Source organism: Cytobacillus sp. MT66 (genome assembly GCF_058792595.1).
Genome location: NZ_JBXAFB010000006.1, coordinates 57111 through 77503, shown reverse-complemented (window position 1 = coordinate 77503; position 20393 = coordinate 57111). Strand labels below are relative to the sequence as shown.

Genomic DNA, 20393 nt, shown 5'->3' with positions numbered 1-20393 from the left:
TGAGGACCTAAACAGTGAAAAAAAAGAAGCGCTCATTATTATTTGCTTAATGAGAGCTCCTTTTCCTATTTAATATTTAAATGTCGAAATTAATTCCTGCAATTCCTCAGCCATTGATGCTAATGCCTTGGATGAGGATGAGATTTCTTCCATCGTTGCGAGCTGCTCCTCTGTTGATGCGGCAACCTCTTCAGAAGTTGAGGCATTCCCTCTTGCAATACTAGCTAGTATATTTACACTTTCAGATACCTCTTGAATAGCCGATAACGTTTCCTGCGACGTAGCAGAGATCCCATCCATTTGCGGAGTAATTTCTTTAGTACTCTTAAGAATAAGATCAAATTTTTCTATAGCCTCATTAGAAACCCTAACGCCTGACTGCACATCATTAGTCACACGGGCCATCACCTGAACAGCACTTTCTGTATCCTGTTGAATCCCCTGAATGATGTTAAGAATTTCCTTTGCGGACTGTTGAGATTGTTCAGCAAGTTTTCTTACTTCATCTGCGACTACCGCAAATCCTTTCCCGTGTTCCCCAGCACGAGCTGCTTCAATGGCAGCATTAAGAGAGAGAAGGTTGGTTTGTTCGGAAATGCCCGAAATAACCGTTAAAATTTGACTGATCTCTTGTGAACGTTCATATAAAGACTGAATCATCACATTTGACTCTCTAACCGATTGATCAATAGAGGTCATTTGATTAACTGTATCCGTGACAGCCTGTCCGCCTATTTCTGCTTGTGCTGCTGTTTGTACAGCAAGTTCAGATACCCTTATCGTATTTTCAGCAATATGTGAGATCCCTTCAGAAACTTCACTTAGGACTTGGGCATTATGATCAACACCATTCATTTGTTTTTCCGCACTGCCAGCAACCTCTTGAATAGCCGCAGCCACTTGTTCGGTTGCACTGGTGGTTTGATCAACACTTGCTGATAGCTCCTCTGATGAAGCCGCCACTTGCTCTGCATTCTTTTCAACATTTTGAACAAGGTTTCTAAGACTTTCCTGCATGACAGTAAAGGCTTTGCCTAATTGGCCAATTTCATCCTTTGTTTGTACCTCGATATGCTCTGTTAAATCCCCTTTACTGATAGTAATGGCCTTATTTGTTAAATCCTTTATCGGATTAATAATTGATTTAATAATGAAAAATACAAAAATAGCCCCAATTATTAAAGCAATGAATATGACTGCTAATGTTTTCTGCAGGATCGGAGAGGCTGTTTGATCTATTTCAGATAAATACATATTCCCCCCGATTTTCCATCCAGTTGCTTCATTAGTTACATAACTCATTACTTTATCTTCACCGTTTAACTTATAGGTAAATACTCCAATATCTTTGACATACATTTGGTTATAAAATTTATCATCTGTTTGCAATCCTAATTCTTCCGACGGATGAGCAAGAAACTTTTTATCCTCGTCTAAAATTAGCGCATATCCATTCTTTCCAATCTTAATTTGGTCCGTTAACTGCTTAAGATAACTTAGAGAGATATCTATCCCTATCACGCCGCTTCCATCCTTTGTGGCTTGCGAAATAGCAATAACCATATCACCAGTACTTGATTTATATGGTTTTGATACAATAGGCTTGCCCGAGTTTTCCATTGAGGCTTTATACCAATCTCTTTCCCTCGGGTCAAATCCCTCCAGATCTGTCTTCTTAGGTTCTTCTATCAAAATCCCATCTTCTGTCCCAACGTAAACGGCAACTGCCTCTGGATGCATTTTAATATACTTATCTAACTCCCTGCGTAATTCGGGACTATCGACTCCATCAAATAATTCAGGAGAAATCTTCTCAGAAAAATAACCTGCGTCATGCATTTTAGCATCCAAATCTTTATTAATAGATGTATTTAGCAGATTAATATTTTCCCCTATTCCCGCAAGAATCTCTTCTTTAACGGCATCCTTAGCTGATAAAAAGGCTAAGGATCCTATACATATGGACGGAACAATTAATAAAAGAGCAAAGGCTGCTATCAGTTTTGTTTTTATATTTTTAAAAATGCTTGCCACAAAGAGGACCTTCTTTCAAAAAGTATATATATTAAATTTTTATTGATTTGGGGCTTCCTTATTAATGTATTGATCAGCTGCATTTATCCTGTGGAAACGATGTGAAACGCTATTTGGACTTCGATTAAGTTCTTTACCAATTTCTGAGAAGGTAAGGCCTTGACTGCGCAATTTTAAAAGCTTTTGATCTTCTCCAGTTGTCCAAGGGTTGTAACTTCTCTTCTTAATGATCTGCTGTTCCCTCTCAAGTCTCCTCTCAGTCTCGACCCAATCCGGCTCAGGCAGTAATACATTGGGATCAATGTTTAAAAACTGAACTTTTTCCTTATTAACTTTTGCCCAATTCCAAAAATCTTCTGTATTAATAAAGTAAAAGGACTTTGATTTTCTTGTTGCCCTTTTTATGTATGGTAGATCATGTCTCTTCATCCATTCCTTAATGATATTTCGATCTACTTTTAGAATCTTAGCCAATTCACCAATCGTGACAAAACCCGTCTGGAACTTTGTATTAGATAACCCCAACCGTTTGATTTTTACAGCAACGGACTCATAAGAACGGTCCAGTCTTTTTGCAATTGTTGCAATTTTATGGAACCCAATACACTCCTGAACATGATCGATTTCTTGCTTACTCCATTCCTTCCTCACTGACATCCCTTCTCCTTTACAGTTTCATCTTCAAAAAATAAAAATGGCCATTCATCAATACGTTGAATAGCCATAAAGGTATATAAGCATAATTTGATTCATCCTATTAACAAGCTGGTTTTGCTAAATCACTTGACTATATTCCTAGATAATAAGAGTAAACTCTCCTCTCATTACATTAATAATAGGATAAATTAACTAACAACGAATATTGTAAATAATAATTATTAGTAAATCAATATTATTCCAAAAAATTTACTTAGTATTTACAATCCTCAAATTTGAGTAACCTACCCTTTAAAATAGGGCTACAAAAAAGGGGAAGTCATCATTTTAGTATAAAAATTCACAAAATTGTAATATTCACAAAAAGGATTAGTGACCTTTGTCATAGGAGTTTTCACCCAATGAATGATACTATTTTCTAGTGGGATAACCTAGACTTTTTAGATAATTTTAGGAAACCAAAACTTAGGCAATTGCTTAGGTTTTTTTCATGTAAATAAAAAGGGGGGGAAACATTGCTAAAGACTAATATTACATACCTAATCGAGAAAGAGGCCTTTTCTCACAGCTATCAATATATTTATCAAGTTCATGGATTACAAGAAGTAGGAGCGGAGTTCCTTTTTCGTGCGTACGATAAAAATCCAGAAACCATTTTTTATCAGGCAAAAGAGGATCAATTACTTTTTGATCTTGATACAAAGTCGATTTATAAGGCTCTGTCATCATATTTATTATGTGGGCAATCCCTTAAGATTAATCAGCTGTTTTTCAATATTTATCCGTCCACCATTCTGCATAATAGGTTTCCGTGCTTTATCGAATCGCTTCTCAAGTATTGTAAAAATTCACCAAACACTATTGTACTTGAAATTATTGAGTCAGAGAAATGCGATAATTTTACCCTTCTAAAAGAAAGAGTTAGCTATTTAAGAGAGCTAGGGTTTCAAGTAGCCATAGATGATGTGGGTAAGGGCTGGTCGTCACTTAGTATGATTATTGAATTAGAACCCGATTACATCAAATTAGACCGGTATTTCTCAGAAGACCTTTCTCAATCACCACAAAAACAAAAGATGATCAAAATGCTATTAAATTATTTTTCTAATACAAAAACAAAAGTAATTCTTGAAGGCGTTGAAAAAAATAAAGATTTGAATACGGCTAATATGCTGGGCATTCAATTGTGCCAAGGATACTTGCTAAATAGGCCCCAACCGCTTATTCCGATTAAATAAAGTAAGGTGACCAGAAAATGAAATTTACAGTAGCAAGAAAAATGTATGCAGGATTTAGTTGTGTTTTGATTTTACTATTACTAATAGCTGTTTTTGGCTTTTTAATGGTAAAACAAACACAAGATACATATGAACATTTGCTTGATGACCGAGTGCAAAAGATTGATATGGCACGAGAAATGATTGAGGTATCGCAAGAAATTGAACTATCAAACCGAGGCTATCTGCTAATCGGAAATAAAGAATCACTTACTAATTACCAGGAGGCAAAAAGTAATTACAAAAACTTAAGTAAGGACCTTAGTGCGTTGCTTAATCAAAAAGAAGGAAAAAGCATACTGAATAAGATGAATGAGTACACAGATGAATACATCAAATTAGCTGACGCAACAATCTCATTAAAAGACAAGAACGATACAAGTTACATTGATTTGATTTCTAAAGAAGGTCCTCCACTTGTTAATGGATTTAAGGTTTCGGCGGAGGAAATGATAGTTTATCAGACTGGTCTGCTTGATAAAGTGCGAAACGAAACGAAAGCCAAGGTGAAAGAGATCCAACATAGTCTGATTATATTTAGTATCTTAGCCATCCTCATTGGCATTGTTGTTGCTTACTATATTAGCAGAATAATTTCTAAACCCGTGAAAGAAATGGCTGCTGCGGCAGGTAAAATTGCTGCCGGTGATTTAACGCAGGAAAAAATCAAAGTGAAAGCGAAAGATGAAATTGGTGATTTAGCCCATGCCTTTAATGAAATGGCAATTAACTTAAAAAAAGTCATCCAGCGGATTCAGTCGAGTGCTGAACAGGTAGCAGCTTCATCAGAGGAATTGCATGCAACGGTTGGACAGGCCACGGAAGCATCAGAACACATTTCCTCCTCGATTCAGGAAGTAGCCAGCGGGGCTGAAACACAAGTGACAAGCTCGCAGGAAAATGCACTGGCTATGGAAGAGATTTCTGTCGGCATTCAGCATATTGCCGAATCTTCTTCCAATGTAAAAGACTCCGTCCAAGAGGCAGCATCATTATCAGAGCAAGGTCATATTTCCTTAGAGAACGCTATCCGGCAAATGGATACCATTGAAAAGGTTGCTCAAAACACGTTACAAGCACTAACTCAGCTTAACCGCAGATCGAATGAGATTTCAAAGATTACTGAAGTCATTACTGGGATTGCGGAACAAACCAATTTATTAGCATTAAATGCTGCTATTGAAGCCGCAAGGGCGGGCGAACACGGAAGAGGCTTTGCTGTCGTTGCGGATGAGGTAAGAAAATTAGCCGAAGAATCACGCACTTCGGCGGAACAAATTGTTGCGCTCATTCAAGAGATTCAAAAAGATACAGAAACCGTCAATAACGATATGGAACAAAATACAAATGAAGTTTCAGTTGGAAAAACGGTTATTCATCAGACTGGAGAAGCCTTTAAACATATCTATGAAGCTATTGGGCTAGTGAATCAGCAAATCCAGGAAGTATCCGCCACATCAGAACAAATATCGGCCAATACTCAGCAAGTAGCCGCATCTGTAGAGCAACTCTCTGGTATTGCCCAACAGTCATCAGAAGAATCCCAGAGCGTCGCTGCTGCATCAGAAGAACAATTGGCTTCATTCGAAGAGATCAATGCATCTTCAGAGGCTTTGAGTTCTTTAGCTTTGGAACTCCAAGGAATTGTAGCGAAATTTAAATTATAAATATTAAAGGGGCCTCAGGAATTCCTGAAGCCCCTTTCTTTTGTAACCAATGAAGAAATACCTTCAAAGTTGACGTTGATAAAACACTTTCGCACATTTGCGAGAAAACGATCAAATTTTAAACTTGGCAATAAGATTTTGTAAATCTTCAGCCATCTTGGATAGTGATCCTGATGAAGCAGCAATTTCCTCCATAGATGCAAGCTGTTCCTCAGATGCTGCAGCAACACTTTGCGTATTTCCAGCTGAGGATTGCGCCCCAATTGCCATTTGTTCAATGGATGCATTCACTTGTTCTGCTCCAGCAGCAATTTCCTCCGACACAGCAGAAACTTCTTGAATCTGCGATGCTACTTTTTCAATTGAATATAATATCTTTTGGATGCCTTCACCTGTCTTCTGAACAATATCTTTCCCTACTTCTACTTCATGGCTGCCTTTATTCATAACATTCATTGCAACTGTTGTATCTTCTTGAATTTGTCCTATAAACTTCACTATTTTATCAGCTGATTCTTTAGATTGCTCTGCCAGTTTTCTTACCTCATCAGCTACTACAGCAAACCCTTTTCCATGTTCGCCAGCTCTGGCAGCCTCTATAGCAGCATTTAGCGCCAATAAATTGGTTTGGTCTGCTATAGCGGTTATAAACTCTGTAATTTTTCCAATTTCCGCCGAATGTTCTCCTAATCTTTTAACAACATTGGCTGAATCGTCAACCGTTTCATTAATAGTATTCATTTGCTGGATCACCTGCAGAAGTGATTCATTTCCAATTGAGGCTTCCTTACTTGTCTCTATGGCTGCTTCTGAAACAGAGGATGCAGCCTCGGCTACCTTTTGTACGTTGTTAGTCATCTCTTGAACAGCCTTCGAACTTTCGGCTGCACGCTCACCATTATTTTCCGCGCTTACAGATACTTCTTGAATAGAGGATGCTATTTGTTCCGTTGCACTAGTGGACTGTTCAGCTACTGCTGTTAATTCCTCAGAAGCCGAAGCCATTAGGTTAGAACTTAAACTAATTTGTTGAATCATAGACCGCAAATTTGCTAGCATTTTGTTGAAGGCTAAAGCTAAGTCTCCAATTTCATCTTTTGTTTTAACAGACAGCTCCTTCGTTAGATCCCCTTCACCATCCGCAATTTCATTTAGTTGCTTGTTAATATTTAGAATAGGACGGACAATTTTTTTACTTAATAAAATGCTTAAAACAATACCAATTAATCCAAAGATCATGGAAACACCAACGATGGATAAAACTAACAATAAAACCGTATGATTAACGGTCTTGATTTTTGCCCCCACCAACCACATACCAATAACTTCCCCATTTGCATCTTGTATGGGTTTGTAAATAGCTAAGTAATCTTCACCTAAGATATCTGCTTCTCCTATGTAAGGTTCACCCGTTTTCAAAACGACCTCTGTGACATCGGGGTCTGCCTTTGTGCCAACTCTTCGTTGGCCATTTTCATCCAAAATATTCGTCGCAACCCTTGTATCCCCTTGAAATACCGTGGCTGCTCCTCCAGTAATTTCACCTATACCATCGACCACTTCATTATTATCCGTGATTCGGATATTCCCTTTAAACAGATCCCCATTTTGGATAGACCAGCTCCCCGGATACCTTTCGTTTAGCCAGTTGTAACTTAACTCTGAAACAGTTTGGACACGTTCCGTAAAAACCTGCATCATTTCCTTTTGAATTAAAAACTTAGCTACAAGGCTTATAGTGATAACTAAGAAAAGAATAACCCCAATAACTAATAAATTGAATTTGGCTCCAATTTTGAGTTGCCTTCTAGTCGGAGCCCTTCCCCCTCGATTTAATTTTCTTATTGCCATACTTTAGTACCTTCCTTCTAGAAAAATTTCAAAAAAGCAAATCTAAAACTAGTTTATAATGAAACACTCGGCTTGTTTAACCAAAAAATCATACCATAGTCCTATGATTTTAGAAATAGTATTCTGTTTTTCTAAATACTCAAAGTAATAAGATTTATCGCACAATCCTGTTAAGCATTCCAAAGTGAAAATATTTATTATAAGATTAATGAAGATATATAGTCTATTAGTAATAGGAATATAGATGGATTAATTTGATTATATTTTAGGAGGTTACAGAGTGAATAAAACCTTTATATTTTTACTTAGCCTTTCACTTTGTTTGAGTGTTGGAATTATTTTAGGATTAAACTTTAAACAACCTACATTAGCAAAATCACTTGAAGATATTCCGGTAGATAAATTGGATCAGCATACGGTACGTACCGAAAGTATTACCGTGAACTTGCCAAACCACAAATATGGTTACTTCACTTTTGATTTTATTGTTGATACCAAAAAAGGTGCTGAAGAACTGAAAAAGAGAGAATTTCAAGTTAAAAATTTCGCCGTTTTGTATCTTTCCAATACAGAGGCATTAAAAAGTGAAGAAGGATCACAGGAACTTTTAGAGAACCTGAAAGAATATTTAAATGGTCTTTTAATAGATGGTGAGGTTTTAGAGATCTATTTCTCTGATAAATTAATTAGTTAAAAGCTCACTTTTGGAATAAACGTTTCCTTGGGCTTTTACCAATCATGAAAGAATCAAAATTAGATGGTACTGCCAGGGTAACCATATTACAAATAATCTGTGAAAAGTCAAATCAAGGGGGTTAAATGCAATGTCAAACAATAATATACGAACGGTCATAGAGAAGATAAACAAAACCTGTGATGATTTTGATTTTATCAATGCTAGAAAATTAATTGAATATAATATGAACGAACTATCAAAGGCATCCTATTACCGGCTATTAAACAGCAATGCCTGTGTATTGTTGAAACATCTGATAGAAACTAAAAATAGCCATCAATTTAATGGCGTTACACGCACTGACCTGTTAATCATTGATAATATTAATAAATGCTGCTCTAATTTTGATATCGCCACGCTTAAAAGGGCTATCAAGAATTCCTTTGAATTACTTCAAAGACCAGATATCTTTCCATTTCTCAATCAAGATGCAAAAATTATATTAACGGATATGGGAGCGATTTTGGGTTCGCCTGAAATTGTAAAAGAGGGATAGGCACAGTCTCATTGGACGGAATACGTGGAGATAAGGAAAAACCAATTTAAGGAAAGCAGTCTTGAATAAATGCCGTGTATTAAACCCCTCCCGTGATTGTAAGAAGGAATGTTTATTTTCTTTATCCTTCAGGCTTAAAAATAGTCCCTTCAACGTATTGTAGACTTTTTAGCAGAAAAGGATATGCTTCAATAAATTTTTTAATTTGGAGAAAAATTGTAGAGATTTAGCTATTCGATCACGGAGAGTTCTATAAAGCCGAAGACTGTTTTCCGTACTTTTGTTGTAAAGAAATCTCGTGAAACATTTTTGTGAAACAAGAAAAACCGGGGAGTGACAGGCACGCACCTCCAAACTTTATAATGCTAGGGTAACAAAAAGGATTCAAGTTAACTAGTGGCAACTTTCGTGGAACACTTTTGTTAGACAAGAAAAAAAGGGTTATTCTATCAACTATAACACCCTACTTTGTCAAGAACATTCGTTCGTCAAATATCGGGTGGTGACAGGCACGCACCTCAATTACTTCTATTATAGATATTGGCAAAGTATTTGTAGCTTTAAGCCATTCTATATCGTTGAGTGCTTGAATCAATTTCATTTTCTGTTCTCCTCTCCTACAACATTTCAACCGCATTCTGCTTCTCTTCTCTAGATGTTTGAATGTAGAATTTTGCAGTCATTTTTACAGTGCTATGTCCTGCTAATTTGCTAACAGTTGTTAGATCGACACCTTTTTTCAACAATCGAGTACAAAAGGTGTGTCTCAGTAGATGTGGATGCAATTTGAATCTTACATCCTTAGAAACATTTGCTAAACAATCTCTTACAGCATCCTTGTGTAACTTAGACTTAGAGGCTCTTTGACTTAGGAGAAGGTATTCGCTCTCTAAGAAATTTGAATTCATTCGTTCACCTTGAAGGTACTCCTTCAACAGTTCCACTACATCTTGTCGCAAACTGGTTTCACGAATCTTTTCCCCTTTTCCCCGAACCGTCAATGTGCTCGTTAGAAAAACGACATCTTTAGCTTTGATGTTCACTAGCTCGGTAACCCGAACACCTGTATAAAGAAGCAGATAGCCAATCAGTTTATTTCTAATCGCTACTTGTATCGGGTCCTCTAGGTAAAACAATAGCTGTTCAACCTCTTTGTCTGATAGGGCAGTCACCACGTGTTCACTGCCTGCCGCAACCTTAACTCGATCACGCTTTATCTCGTGCAAGATAGGTTGAAACAATTGGGTGGCAAAACTCTGCAAAATTTCTTGCGCAACTATGCACTTTTTTCTTTCAAAATACATTGGTTCATCATTTTTCCTCCTACAATAGAAATAGCCCTAACTCCTCAAAAGGAATTAGGGCTTAAAATAAGCTAATACATGATAATAATATATTTTTTTATTTTTACGTTCATTAAATAATTTAATCTTACATAAAAATTAGAAATAGGTTACTTCCTATTGGGCTTTCCAAAAGTCAACATTATTTATTCTCTAAAGGACAGTGTAACCCTACAAAACCAATTCTTTTTTATTTAACCCTCATCTTCCAAACCCAGAAATGTTATAGAAGCAGGAATACAAACTCCAGCTAATCCAATATACGCTAATGGAGTTTCCTCATAGTTCTTGCAATACTCTTCATAAATTATATCACTTAAATGGTCAGCTACGTCAAAGAAATTTGACGTTAACTCTGCCAGATAGGGTAATAAAGGAAGATCTTCTTTCTCCCCATTCAATCTCTCAATGGTAATATAGTATCCATCTTCTTTTGTCATAGGAGCATCCATTTGCTTACCATTATGCAGAATTCCATCTCTTATATTCTTTATATATTCGAAATTATCCATTGATACATGAACAAGATCCTCTACTTCCACTCGGAGTTTACCTCTTGTTTTCTCTTTTTCAATAGCCTTTAGCAGACTATTGAAGGATTCAAAATTGAGTTGACCTACATGTTTTGGTTCCGCAGTTAAACAGATTACTTTAGCTACATAGTCATACATTGATCTCAAATTTGCATAGTATTTTTCAATCAATTCCATTACATATAAGAAATCTTTATGTCGTGCTCCATAGCTTTTATTATGATATAACAAATTGATTAAATCGATAATAATTGCTAATCCATGTACGTCATGGTATAGAGCATTGTATGCCTCTCTAATAAGTCCCTTTTGTCTGTGATTCATCTCTACTTTCATTTCCGTATGATTTTCTTTTTCCCATGAGTCGATAATATAAAATAAAACACTTAAAAATTTAAAACCTAATACCTCATTGTTTTTCTTTAAATCTTCTAGATTGAGACCAATAATCTTTCCTTTATTTATAATCAAAATTACATGTCATCCCCTTGTAAAATCATAATTGGGTAAATAATCAACAATTCCCCCCAATATAGCCTATCTAAATATTATGCCTATTCATATAACTAACTTTTACCTTACGTAAACTTATTAGAAGTTTTGTTGGTTTATAAAGAACAAAAAAGAAAAAGACCCTAGCAAAACTAGAGCCTCTTTCAAGTATACTAAAATTAACGAAGAAGTTGTAAAACTCCTTGTGGTTGTTGGTTCGCTTGCTTTGCGACTGTATCTTTCGATTACAGAATAGACTATATCTTCATCCATGATATCATAGATCTGGGCACTTCGAACAGCTTTTGCTGCCCTACGGGATTCATAGTCATAGCTTTCGCCTTGGAGGGTCTATCCCAAGACTGAGTATAAATTAATCCTTGATCTTTTTTCTATAACAAAAATTTCCTAAGCACCCAGACAAAGTGCCTTCCGCTCATCCTGTTCAATCAAAATATGACACCTTCTTTTCTTATAGAACAAGTTTTTCCTACATGATACCTGTCACCAATTATCCATTACCGCCGGAATAGTAAGCGAAAGTAGTTTATTTCTGCATAACTATCTTCCTATCGACAGGCAGAGTCTACTTAATTCTGATTAATCAACACGTTCATTAACAGATAATATTTTTAGAATCTGTTTTATAAATGTTCTTTGCATATTAGAATAGTATTCAAGATAAACCTGCATACGATTTTGAATATCGGTATAATTATCCTCTATATATTCAATCTTTTGCAGGATTGATTTTGTATTTACTTCATCCGTAAAAATATTTAAGTCTACTAGCTCAACAGACTCACAAAAGTCATAGTTCTTTAACCCATATCCTAAAGATATAAAAGGTTTGTTCGCTGAAAACGATAGGATATTTGCATGTAATTTTAAATTAATACTAAACCTTGATTTCCTTATTAACGATATAATTCCAGATGCATCATATACTTTATCTATATTTATTATATTATTATTTTTGAATCTCTCTACAAAACGTCGACACGGTTCTATATCCTCTGTCCATATTGGATAAACAATTACTTTGTATCCTCTATTTAAAAGTATTTGTGAAGCGATAATCAGTTGTTCTTCTAAAGATTCCTCATCAGAACCTACAATATTATTATAAGATGTACCCCAGTTAATTAAGATAACATTTTTATCATTACCAATAAATTCATGAGTTTGTTTTATCTCAGGTAAATTCTTAATAAGTTTATCAAAAATAATCCCTGGATCCCCAATAACCGAACTATTATTATTATTCAATAAAAAATTGTCAACATTACCACGAACACCGCATAATATTGCATTATCTACCAAATACTTGGTTTTGTCACTAATATATTTTATTGGTTGTTCAGTCTTATATGAATGAATTATTTGACTTATTAATTTCCTCTCTCTTGCATCAATCCCTGTTCCCCAGACCACTACAGAAATATTATTACTTATTGCTTCTAGACAAATATCTTCCCAAAAATCTAAGGTTAGTAACGATCCACCACCCAATACTACCAAGTCATAATTATTCAAATTCATTTTGTAATCATTTATTGGATAGTAAACGTCTATATCAATAAAAATTTTATTCTCATAATTTTGTTCAAGTATCATCTGTTTAAATGTAGTATATAGAAGATCATCCCCTACATTCCCTTTACTTATCCAACCTAGATATAAAATTTTTTTAAGCATTTTTTTCTACACTTCCTAACATATCTAGTAAATAGCTACCATCTGTTAGACATTCAAAAACTTGTTGAACTTTCTGTTTAGATTCTTCATCAATTTTTGGATAACAAAAAATTAAATACTCGTATATTTCATTTTCACAAACTCCAAATTCAATTGAATTAACCAAGTATTCAACAGCATCTTTAAATTCTCCTTCATAATAATAACACAATCCTATTTTCTTAAATAACGAACCCCTCTTAGTATATTCTGTTTTATCAAGTGCGAGGTTAAAGAATTTAATTGCTTTTCTATAATGCTGATGTACATATAGCAATTCCCCAATTTGTAGATTAATATTAACAATAAAATTGTCTGCTATATTTAATAAGATTGACAAAACTTCAGATTCTTCAAACCTTATCAAGTAAGATAATAATTGCAGGTAATCTTCTATATCTTCAAAATATAACCTATCTTCAGTATTAATACTACTAAGAATTCTAGACAGTGTTGGAGACAATATATTCTTAATTTTGTTAATTTTTTTATCATCCTTTGATAGCAATGATGTAACTATCATTAAATTTGCAAGATCACGTCTATATGTTTCTTTATATGCTTCAAAACTCATCTGAAAAGCACTGTTGTATTCTTTATTTAAAATTAGACTTAATAATATTGCATTATTTCCTTGACCTGTTAGATCAGATAATTTTTTCTGATAGTAAGAAAGTAGTATTCCATTATTTATAGTAGATAAGGTTTCAATTAAAAACTCAATATCATTTTTTTCGTTTTTATATAATTGATTGAGAAACTGGATTATTTCCACAGGAGGAGCATTTTTCAACAATTTTATGAGTAGTTGTAATACATCTTTTTGTTTCTTATCTTCCTTCAGACTTTTAACATACATTGTAACAGCATCTACGTTTTTATATTGTAAGCTATAAATAAAACCGAGCATTCTATAAATATTAACACTAAAACTTTTCATGTAATCTACTGAGTAATAGTCATAATCTTGATTAAGCTCTTGTGCAAGTTGTAAATTTATTAAAGCATTATGAAACCTTTTATTATTAAATTCAATTAAACCTTTCAAATATCTAAATATGGGACTTTTAGGAAAAATTCTTATTACTTTATTTACCTCATAAAGAATTTTACTATTATCTATCTTTAGATTTAACATTGATTGAACTAAAAGAATATATGGTAGTTCATTAAAGCCCAATTGATTAATATTTCCTTTAGATATAGATTTTTTACAGTATTCATATTGTTTTTCATGGTCATCTACTAGCCCATAGGTATCTGCTATATAGTAATAAACAGTTGGATCATCTGGACTTTTATCTAACCTTTTTAATAACAACTTTAAATTTCTTTCGAATTTACCCTTAAATTTAATTTGTTCCTTTGTGTATCCAGTGTGAACAATTTTCATATACGAGGAACCATTGATGGAATTTAAAAACTTCCCTTTATTCCTTAAATCTTCATGAATAATTCCTTCAAACTTTATATGATTATTGTTCTTAAAAAAGCGGTTTCCGATATGAGAAGATTTGGGCTCATTACTTTCATCAACGTTTATTATTTCACATAATATAGAATCAAAATTTTTAGACTGTGAAGCTAACTCTAAATATAATTCTTTTCTATCATCTAATAAATATTCATCTGCATCTAAGAAAATAATCCATTCACCTTTTGCTTTGGTTATTGCAAAATTTTTCGCTGCAGAAAAATCATCACTCCATTTATATTTGTATATTTTAACCCCAATTTTTTTTGCGATTTCAATTGTTTGATCATTGGAACCAGTATCAACAAATATGACTTCGTCACAGACCCTTTTTAAACTCATTAAACACTTTTTTATAGAGTGTTCCTCATTTTTTGCTATAACACATCCTGAAATTTTCATAGATTAAGCACCTCAATACTATAGCTTTTCTAAAAAATAGCCGGAGATACTAAATATCTCCGGCTATAATAATTTAATTATCTTAAAAGTTGAAGTACACCTTGTGGTTGTTGATTTGCTTGAGCAAGCATTGCTTGCGCTGCTTGAGCTAGAATTGAATTTTTAGTTTGATTCATCATTTCCTTCGCCATATCAACGTCACGGACACGAGATTCAGCAGCTGTTAGATTCTCACTGGATGTATTTAGGTTATTAATAGTATGATCTAAACGATTTTGCCATGCACCTAATTGAGCACGTTGAGTAGAAACATCTTTAATAGCTTTATCTATTGCTTTAATATCGTTATCGAAAGTATTAGTTTTAACATTTACAGCGTTTAGACTAGCAGTCCCACCACTACCGGTACCAATATCTTGAGCTTTCATACTCTTGATGTTAATTGCAAGTGTAGTATCCTCATTAGCCCCAATTTGGAATTGAGCCTGTGTACCAGCTGTTTGAAGAGCTTTTGAACCCATGGTAGCTGTTGAAAGGTCTGAGGCGAAATCTAATTTTAATCCTAGCTTATCAAAGTTTAAAGCAGCACCAGCTGAGATTGTAGCTCCACCTGCACTTAGAGTTTGACTTACACCATCCACAGTAGCTGTTACAGAAGTTCCCGAAACTGCAAAACTAATTGTTTTACCACTACCAAGTCCGGATAAACTTGCTGTAACACCAGCACCTGTAAGTGCAGCTTCGTCTCCTCCACCTGCTTTGATTTTTGAACCTAAAGTTCCATCTAATAGATTTTTTGTATTAAACGTAGTTTTTGTTGCGATACGATCAACCTCAGTTTTTAACTGGTCAATCTCTTTTTGAATTGCATCCCTATCATCACCATTATTGGTGTCATTGTTTGCTTGTACTGTTAATTCTCTCATTCTTTGAAGCATATCATGGGTTTCATTAAGGGCTCCCTCAGCGGTCTGTAGCAAACTTACTCCATCTTGAGCATTCTTAGAAGCCATGTCCAATCCACGAATTTGCCCACGCATTTTCTCAGAAATTGCTAGTCCTGCCGCGTCGTCCTTTGCACCGTTAATACGAAGACCTGAAGATAATTTCTCCATTGAAGATTGTTGTGCACTATTAGCACTACCCAACTGACGATATGTGTTCAACGCCGCAATATTATGATTAATTCTCATTTCAATTTTCCTCCTTGATTATCCTATCCCACATCCATGTGGTTAATGTTTTGGCTAAAATGGTCAAAGTCGGCCGCCTCTGACATGTTTCAGCCTTACATTGGTTATATCGACCATTTGCGACAGGGTTTAATAGATTTTAGTAAATTTCTTACTTCTTTTTTTGTTGGAGGAAGGAACCTAGATTTTGCAAAATATCTGATTCGGTTTTTAATGCATCGCTATTTTCCTGTTGAATGGATAGGTAGATTTCTTTCCTATGTATATCAATATTTCTCGGTGCATTGATGCCAAGCTTAATTTGATCTCCTTCAATAGAGACAACAGTTATTTCGATATCGTCTCCAATCATGATTGATTCCTTTGGTTTTCTTGTTAGGACCAACATTATTTCGCAGCCCCCTGTTCTTGGGAAACGATCTTGTGCCTTGTTTGGTAGCTGGTATTATTTAGGATTAGCTGTTTTCCCAGCTTTTTATTTTGATTGATGATAACCGGTGCTTGGAGATTGGCGGTTGTTTCTTGGAATGGTTCTTTTACAGTTAGGATGACAAATGTCGTTACTTCCTTTTCAGACTGGATCTCTAAAGCTTCAATAAATTCTTGAGGTAAATCAAATTCATACTTAGGAAAAATTAAAAATGGATCTGTGACTATAAAAGCTACTTGCTGTGAGCGAATTGACTGCAACACATATAGGTCTGTTCCTTCAATTGGCAGAATGATAAATTCCTTTTCATCTAAAAATCCGGGAATCCCGCTGGTAAATTTGATCATTTCATCCTTGTTAATCTCTTGTTCCCCATGAAATTTCGTTTGAATATTCATATTTTCACCACCACTTTTTTATATTGTTATATCGACAAAATCAATTTTTAAACTGTTTTTTTCAAGGATTTCCGTTGTGACTTTTCCTGGTGTGTAATTGTGGATTGGTTTTTGTATCTCCACATCAATCCTTGGTTTTTGTGGTTCCGCTTCTATATGTACCTTTGCCGGCTCGTAATTTATTTTCACGCTGAAGTGTGATGGAACCCAACCAATATTGAATTGTTTTTCCGGTCCTTCGCTGTTTTGTTTTGCCTGATAGGCAAGAGGGTTGCCGCCGTTTTCTATTTCCATAAGCTGTCTTCCTTGGTAGGCTCTTCTTTCTAATCCGTTCAGCCAATCCTGGTAGCCATTTTGGGCAGCCTCTTCAATTCGTCTTCTCGCACTTTTTAGATCGACATCTTCCCTGGCTTTTGTTTGGTCAATGGTTAGTTTGCCAGGAATGGTATCAATTTCTAGCTTGGCCTTTGGCTGTTGAATCGACTGGATGGCTTTTGGCTGTTGGATTTCCTGTACTGGTTTTTGTATGTTCAATCCTAAACGGATAAAGTTTGATTCCAAGCGAATTTGCGGGATATTCACTGCTTTTACCCCCTAAAAAATTCAATCAAATGATTGATTAACACTATTTTTCCTCAATCAAACGATTAATTAATAAAAGATTGATACTTTTTTCCTAATCAAATGTTTGATTAATAAATATTCCTCTTAATCAAACGTTTGATTAACCTTTAATCTAGCAAAAAAGCTATCTTCTCCAGATAGCTTTTCCATTTTCTTATCTTAAAAAGTCCACCAAAGTCGGCTGTATGATTCTTGAGCCAGCACTTAAGGTTGCACGGAGCACGGATTCTTGTGAAGTCAATTGGACAATAACCTTTTCTACGTCCACGTCTTCGTTGTCAGAAAGAATTCTTGTGGAGAATACCTCCTGCTGGGATAGTCTGTCCTCCATAAGCTCGACGCGGTTTTGTCTGGCACCGATGGAAGCCCGCTCTGACAGGAAGTTATCGATATTTTTATCAACGACCTCAAGCATGGCGCCGATATTTGCACTATCACCCTCAAGGGAGCTGATTAACTGATCTATATCGCCACCCTCTTTAAGCATATCCTTAAAAAGAGTAGCCCCTTCAGTATTAGCCTGAAGCTTGATGGCAGAGAACACTTCGATGTCAATTTTTCCTTCTGGATAGTCTGATTCTGACGGCCGAACATTTGTCTGATCTCCGCCAAAGATATATTTACCGCCAACCTGAGTATCACCAATGTCAATCAGGTGTTCCTTCAACTGCTTAATCTCTTCCGCAATTGCTTCACGCTGGCTTTTTTCAAGGGTCCCGTTGCTTGCCTGAACGGTCAGCTCACGGATACGCTGGAGCGCCAGACCGCCTTTATCTAGCGCATCGTCGGTACTGTCAATCCAGTTTTTCACTTCGCCAATGTTCCGTGTATATTGCTGGATGCGATTTAGGTCCGTACGGTAGCCAATCCCCATCATTGCCGCAACGGGATCATCTGATGGCTTGGTGAATTTTTTCTGTGTATATAGCTGATCCTGCAGCTTGCCAAGCTTATCATAGCTATTGCTCAAGTTTCTCATCATATTATTGGATAGCATTGATTGTGTTACACGCATTTATCTCACCGCCTATCTTCCAACTGTACCCATGCCGTTAATGATTTTATCAAGCATTTCGTCAATCACGGTAATTTGTCTTGCCGCTGCATTGTAGGCATGCTGGAATTTGATCATATTGGTCATTTCTTCATCTAAAGAAACGCCGCTGACTGATAATCTATTTTTTTCAACGGAGTCTGCCAAAATCGTTGAATTCATTAAATCCTTTTTTGCACTCTGTGAATCAACGCCAAGACGGCCAATGATACCAGCGTAATAAGTATCAAAATTCCCTTGCAACTTCTGTGATTCGGAATCCTTATAGTCAGAGAATTTCTTCGTTCTTAGATCCGCTAGAAGCTGAGCGTTCTTGTTGTCCCCTGAAGAACCGCTTTCGAGTCCTGCTGCGATTTTCCCAGGATTGTTCATGATTTCATCCCGCACCTTTAATGATTGAGCTGGATTATCTGCGTCAAACTCAAAAAATTCGACACCCGTTACTCCCTCTTCTCCGGGTTTACTTAGCGTATAGCCGGCCTTATGAATTTCATTAAACTCCTGAGCAAACGCTTTGGCCATGCCATTGATTTTGTCGAGCATGTCCGGGTAGTCAGCAGCGAAACTCTTGATCAGACCAGCCACTTCACCGTAGAGCTGATCAGCGTTCGCTTTGCCTTCACCAACCTTAATTCCGCTCTCACCGTCAAGCTCAAGCTTATTCGTTCCCTCTATCCCGTTTTCTTTTGTCACCGTAATTAGTTTCATCGGAGGGTCAAACGACTTTCCATCCTTCTGAACAATTTCAATATTATACAAACCTTCAGCAACTGGGTTTGGTTTTCCATATGTATCCGGAGTGACACTCGACACTTTCACATTCACGAGCTTTGACAGCTGATCCACCAATAAATCCCGCTCGTCATAAAGGTCATTCGGCAAATAGCCATGCGGCTCAACATTCGCAATCCGGTCATTCAGATTAGCAATTTTTTCGACGATTGCATTGACCTCATCCACTTTGACATTAAGCTGGCTGCCGATATCCTCCTGCACCCTTGATAGAGAATTGTAGTAGTAGTTAAAGGTTTCAGAGACCATTTGCCCAGTTGCGGCAACAACGTCCCTCGCCCCAGAGTTTTCCGTGTGGCTCGCTAAATCCTGAAGCGAATTCCAAAACTTTTCGAGTGTGCTGTGGAGCCCGCTCTCTGATGGCTCATTCATTATTTCTTCCATCTTTGTCAGTGATTCGCTTAAGGCACCATAATAACCGATCTTGGAATTTTCTGTGCGGAATTGCAAGTCTAGATAGCCTTCGCGAACACGCTGGATCGCTCCAGCCTCAACACCTGTACCCATTTGCCCAGGAAGCTGCGGGCGGTTAAGGCCGACACTAGGATAAGGATCTGTTGTTGTAAAATTGACGCGCTGGCGTGAATAGCCTTGCGTGTTCACGTTCGAGATATTATGTCCTGTTGTATATAATCCGCTTTGCTGGGTGAACATGCCGCGGCGGGCCGTTTCAAGCCCCATAAAGGTTGAACGCATGTGGGTGTTCCTCCGTTCTGTTACGCTTTCGAATTAAACATGCCTAAAGGGCTTGCCACAGATGTCTGTTTGCTTTTTGAAGGCGGGCCGTAGTTGATTTCTGTTGGCTGTGGTCTCAGTAAGTCCATGGAAAGATGCACAAATTTTAGTGAATGATGAACAAGCTGTTGGTTTAGGTGGTTTTGTTCTTTTAATTGAAGCACCACTTTTGCTAGCTCGTCAGCTAATTTGACGAGGTGGTTTTGTTCAGGTTCATCAAGGTGTTTGATGCAATCCGAGATTGCTGGATGCTCCACCTCTGGTGCTATCGCCTTCGCTGCCTTTTGCCGTCCCTTTTCCATCTGTTCAATGGCAGCGATATGGGTCTGCTCGTCCTTTAAGATTTGATTGAGGGCGTCCATGTCCCCGTTCTTGATGATGTCGGTTTTCCTGACAGCTAGCTCATACAGGCTCTGATGGAGCTTTAACAGCTTATCAAGTGTTGTGATTAATACGTCAGCTGACATT

Annotated in this window: 19 protein-coding genes; 4 read left to right on the top strand and 15 right to left on the bottom strand. The window is 36.4% G+C overall.

From position 1 onward, the window contains the following. Window positions 1–69 precede the first annotated feature (69 nt). Both AC1Q59_RS12440 and AC1Q59_RS12435 read right to left on the bottom strand, forming a co-directional pair. Complete coding sequence (locus AC1Q59_RS12440; RefSeq protein WP_492366157.1) at window positions 70–2034, bottom strand: methyl-accepting chemotaxis protein; 1965 nt, start codon at window positions 2032–2034, stop codon at window positions 70–72. A gap of 39 nt (window positions 2035–2073) precedes the next feature. After that, window positions 2074–2691, bottom strand: coding sequence for a DNA-binding protein (locus AC1Q59_RS12435; protein WP_492366156.1), 618 nt, complete (start codon window positions 2689–2691; stop codon window positions 2074–2076). Between the two features lie 515 nt (window positions 2692–3206). On the opposite strand from AC1Q59_RS12435, the gene AC1Q59_RS12430 reads away from it, so the two are divergent. After that, window positions 3207–3929, top strand: coding sequence for an EAL domain-containing protein (locus AC1Q59_RS12430; protein ID WP_492366155.1), 723 nt, complete (start codon window positions 3207–3209; stop codon window positions 3927–3929). A 17-nt stretch (window positions 3930–3946) separates the two neighbouring features. Further along, window positions 3947–5635 (top strand): methyl-accepting chemotaxis protein, encoded by a 1689-nt coding sequence (locus tag AC1Q59_RS12425; protein ID WP_492366154.1) that lies wholly within the window; start codon window positions 3947–3949, stop codon window positions 5633–5635. Window positions 5636–5746: 111 nt separating this feature from the next. Here AC1Q59_RS12425 and AC1Q59_RS12420 read toward each other — a convergent pair whose 3' ends face one another. Further along, window positions 5747–7486, bottom strand: a complete 1740-nt coding sequence (locus tag AC1Q59_RS12420; RefSeq protein WP_492366153.1) for a methyl-accepting chemotaxis protein — start codon at window positions 7484–7486, stop codon at window positions 5747–5749. 280 nt (window positions 7487–7766) lie between these two features. Here AC1Q59_RS12420 and AC1Q59_RS12415 point away from each other — a divergent pair, with 280 nt between their 5' ends. Beyond that, window positions 7767–8180, top strand: a complete 414-nt coding sequence (locus tag AC1Q59_RS12415; RefSeq protein ID WP_492366152.1) for a flagellar basal body-associated FliL family protein — start codon at window positions 7767–7769, stop codon at window positions 8178–8180. A 130-nt stretch (window positions 8181–8310) separates the two neighbouring features. Continuing rightward, on the top strand, window positions 8311–8718 hold the full coding sequence (locus AC1Q59_RS12410) for a hypothetical protein (RefSeq protein WP_492366151.1): 408 nt from the start codon (window positions 8311–8313) through the stop codon (window positions 8716–8718). 463 nt (window positions 8719–9181) lie between these two features. On the opposite strand, the gene AC1Q59_RS12405 is transcribed toward AC1Q59_RS12410, so the two are convergent. The 12 genes from AC1Q59_RS12405 to AC1Q59_RS12350 all read right to left on the bottom strand — a co-directional run bounded on the left by AC1Q59_RS12405 (window position 9182) and on the right by AC1Q59_RS12350 (window position 20392). Further along, window positions 9182–9319 carry a hypothetical protein gene (locus AC1Q59_RS12405; RefSeq protein WP_492366150.1) on the bottom strand — a complete coding sequence of 46 codons (138 nt, stop codon included), beginning with the start codon at window positions 9317–9319 and terminating at the stop codon, window positions 9182–9184. Window positions 9320–9335: 16 nt separating this feature from the next. Beyond that, window positions 9336–10022 carry a tyrosine-type recombinase/integrase gene (locus tag AC1Q59_RS12400; protein ID WP_492366149.1) on the bottom strand — a complete coding sequence of 229 codons (687 nt, stop codon included), beginning with the start codon at window positions 10020–10022 and terminating at the stop codon, window positions 9336–9338. A 233-nt stretch (window positions 10023–10255) separates the two neighbouring features. Continuing rightward, window positions 10256–11065: a hypothetical protein gene (locus AC1Q59_RS12395; protein ID WP_492366148.1), complete on the bottom strand. Its 810-nt coding sequence runs from the start codon at window positions 11063–11065 to the stop codon at window positions 10256–10258. A gap of 621 nt (window positions 11066–11686) precedes the next feature. Further along, window positions 11687–12784, bottom strand: coding sequence for a polysaccharide pyruvyl transferase family protein (locus AC1Q59_RS12390; protein ID WP_492366147.1), 1098 nt, complete (start codon window positions 12782–12784; stop codon window positions 11687–11689). After that, a complete protein-coding gene (locus AC1Q59_RS12385; RefSeq protein WP_492366146.1) occupies window positions 12777–14699 on the bottom strand; it encodes a glycosyltransferase in 1923 nt (640 codons plus the stop codon). Before AC1Q59_RS12385 ends, AC1Q59_RS12390 begins: the two co-directional genes overlap by 8 nt. Window positions 14700–14776: 77 nt before the next feature. Next, window positions 14777–15892, bottom strand: a complete 1116-nt coding sequence (locus AC1Q59_RS12380; protein WP_492366145.1) for a flagellin N-terminal helical domain-containing protein — start codon at window positions 15890–15892, stop codon at window positions 14777–14779. A 151-nt stretch (window positions 15893–16043) separates the two neighbouring features. Next, window positions 16044–16280 (bottom strand): carbon storage regulator CsrA, encoded by a 237-nt coding sequence (gene csrA, locus AC1Q59_RS12375; protein WP_492366144.1) that lies wholly within the window; start codon window positions 16278–16280, stop codon window positions 16044–16046. Beyond that, window positions 16280–16720 (bottom strand): flagellar assembly protein FliW, encoded by a 441-nt coding sequence (gene fliW / locus AC1Q59_RS12370; protein WP_492366143.1) that lies wholly within the window; start codon window positions 16718–16720, stop codon window positions 16280–16282. Before fliW ends, csrA begins: the two co-directional genes overlap by 1 nt. 18 nt (window positions 16721–16738) lie before the next feature. Continuing rightward, window positions 16739–17302: a DUF6470 family protein gene (locus tag AC1Q59_RS12365; protein ID WP_492366142.1), complete on the bottom strand. Its 564-nt coding sequence runs from the start codon at window positions 17300–17302 to the stop codon at window positions 16739–16741. Window positions 17303–17498: 196 nt separating this feature from the next. After that, window positions 17499–18359 (bottom strand): flagellar hook-associated protein FlgL, encoded by an 861-nt coding sequence (flgL, locus tag AC1Q59_RS12360; protein WP_492366141.1) that lies wholly within the window; start codon window positions 18357–18359, stop codon window positions 17499–17501. 12 nt (window positions 18360–18371) lie between these two features. Then, the gene (gene flgK, locus AC1Q59_RS12355; protein WP_492366140.1) at window positions 18372–19886 is read right to left on the bottom strand and encodes a flagellar hook-associated protein FlgK; all 1515 of its coding nucleotides are present in this window, start codon (window positions 19884–19886) and stop codon (window positions 18372–18374) included. 20 nt (window positions 19887–19906) lie between these two features. Then, window positions 19907–20392 (bottom strand): flagellar protein FlgN, encoded by a 486-nt coding sequence (locus tag AC1Q59_RS12350; protein WP_492366139.1) that lies wholly within the window; start codon window positions 20390–20392, stop codon window positions 19907–19909. Between the last annotated feature and the right edge of the window lies 1 nt (window position 20393).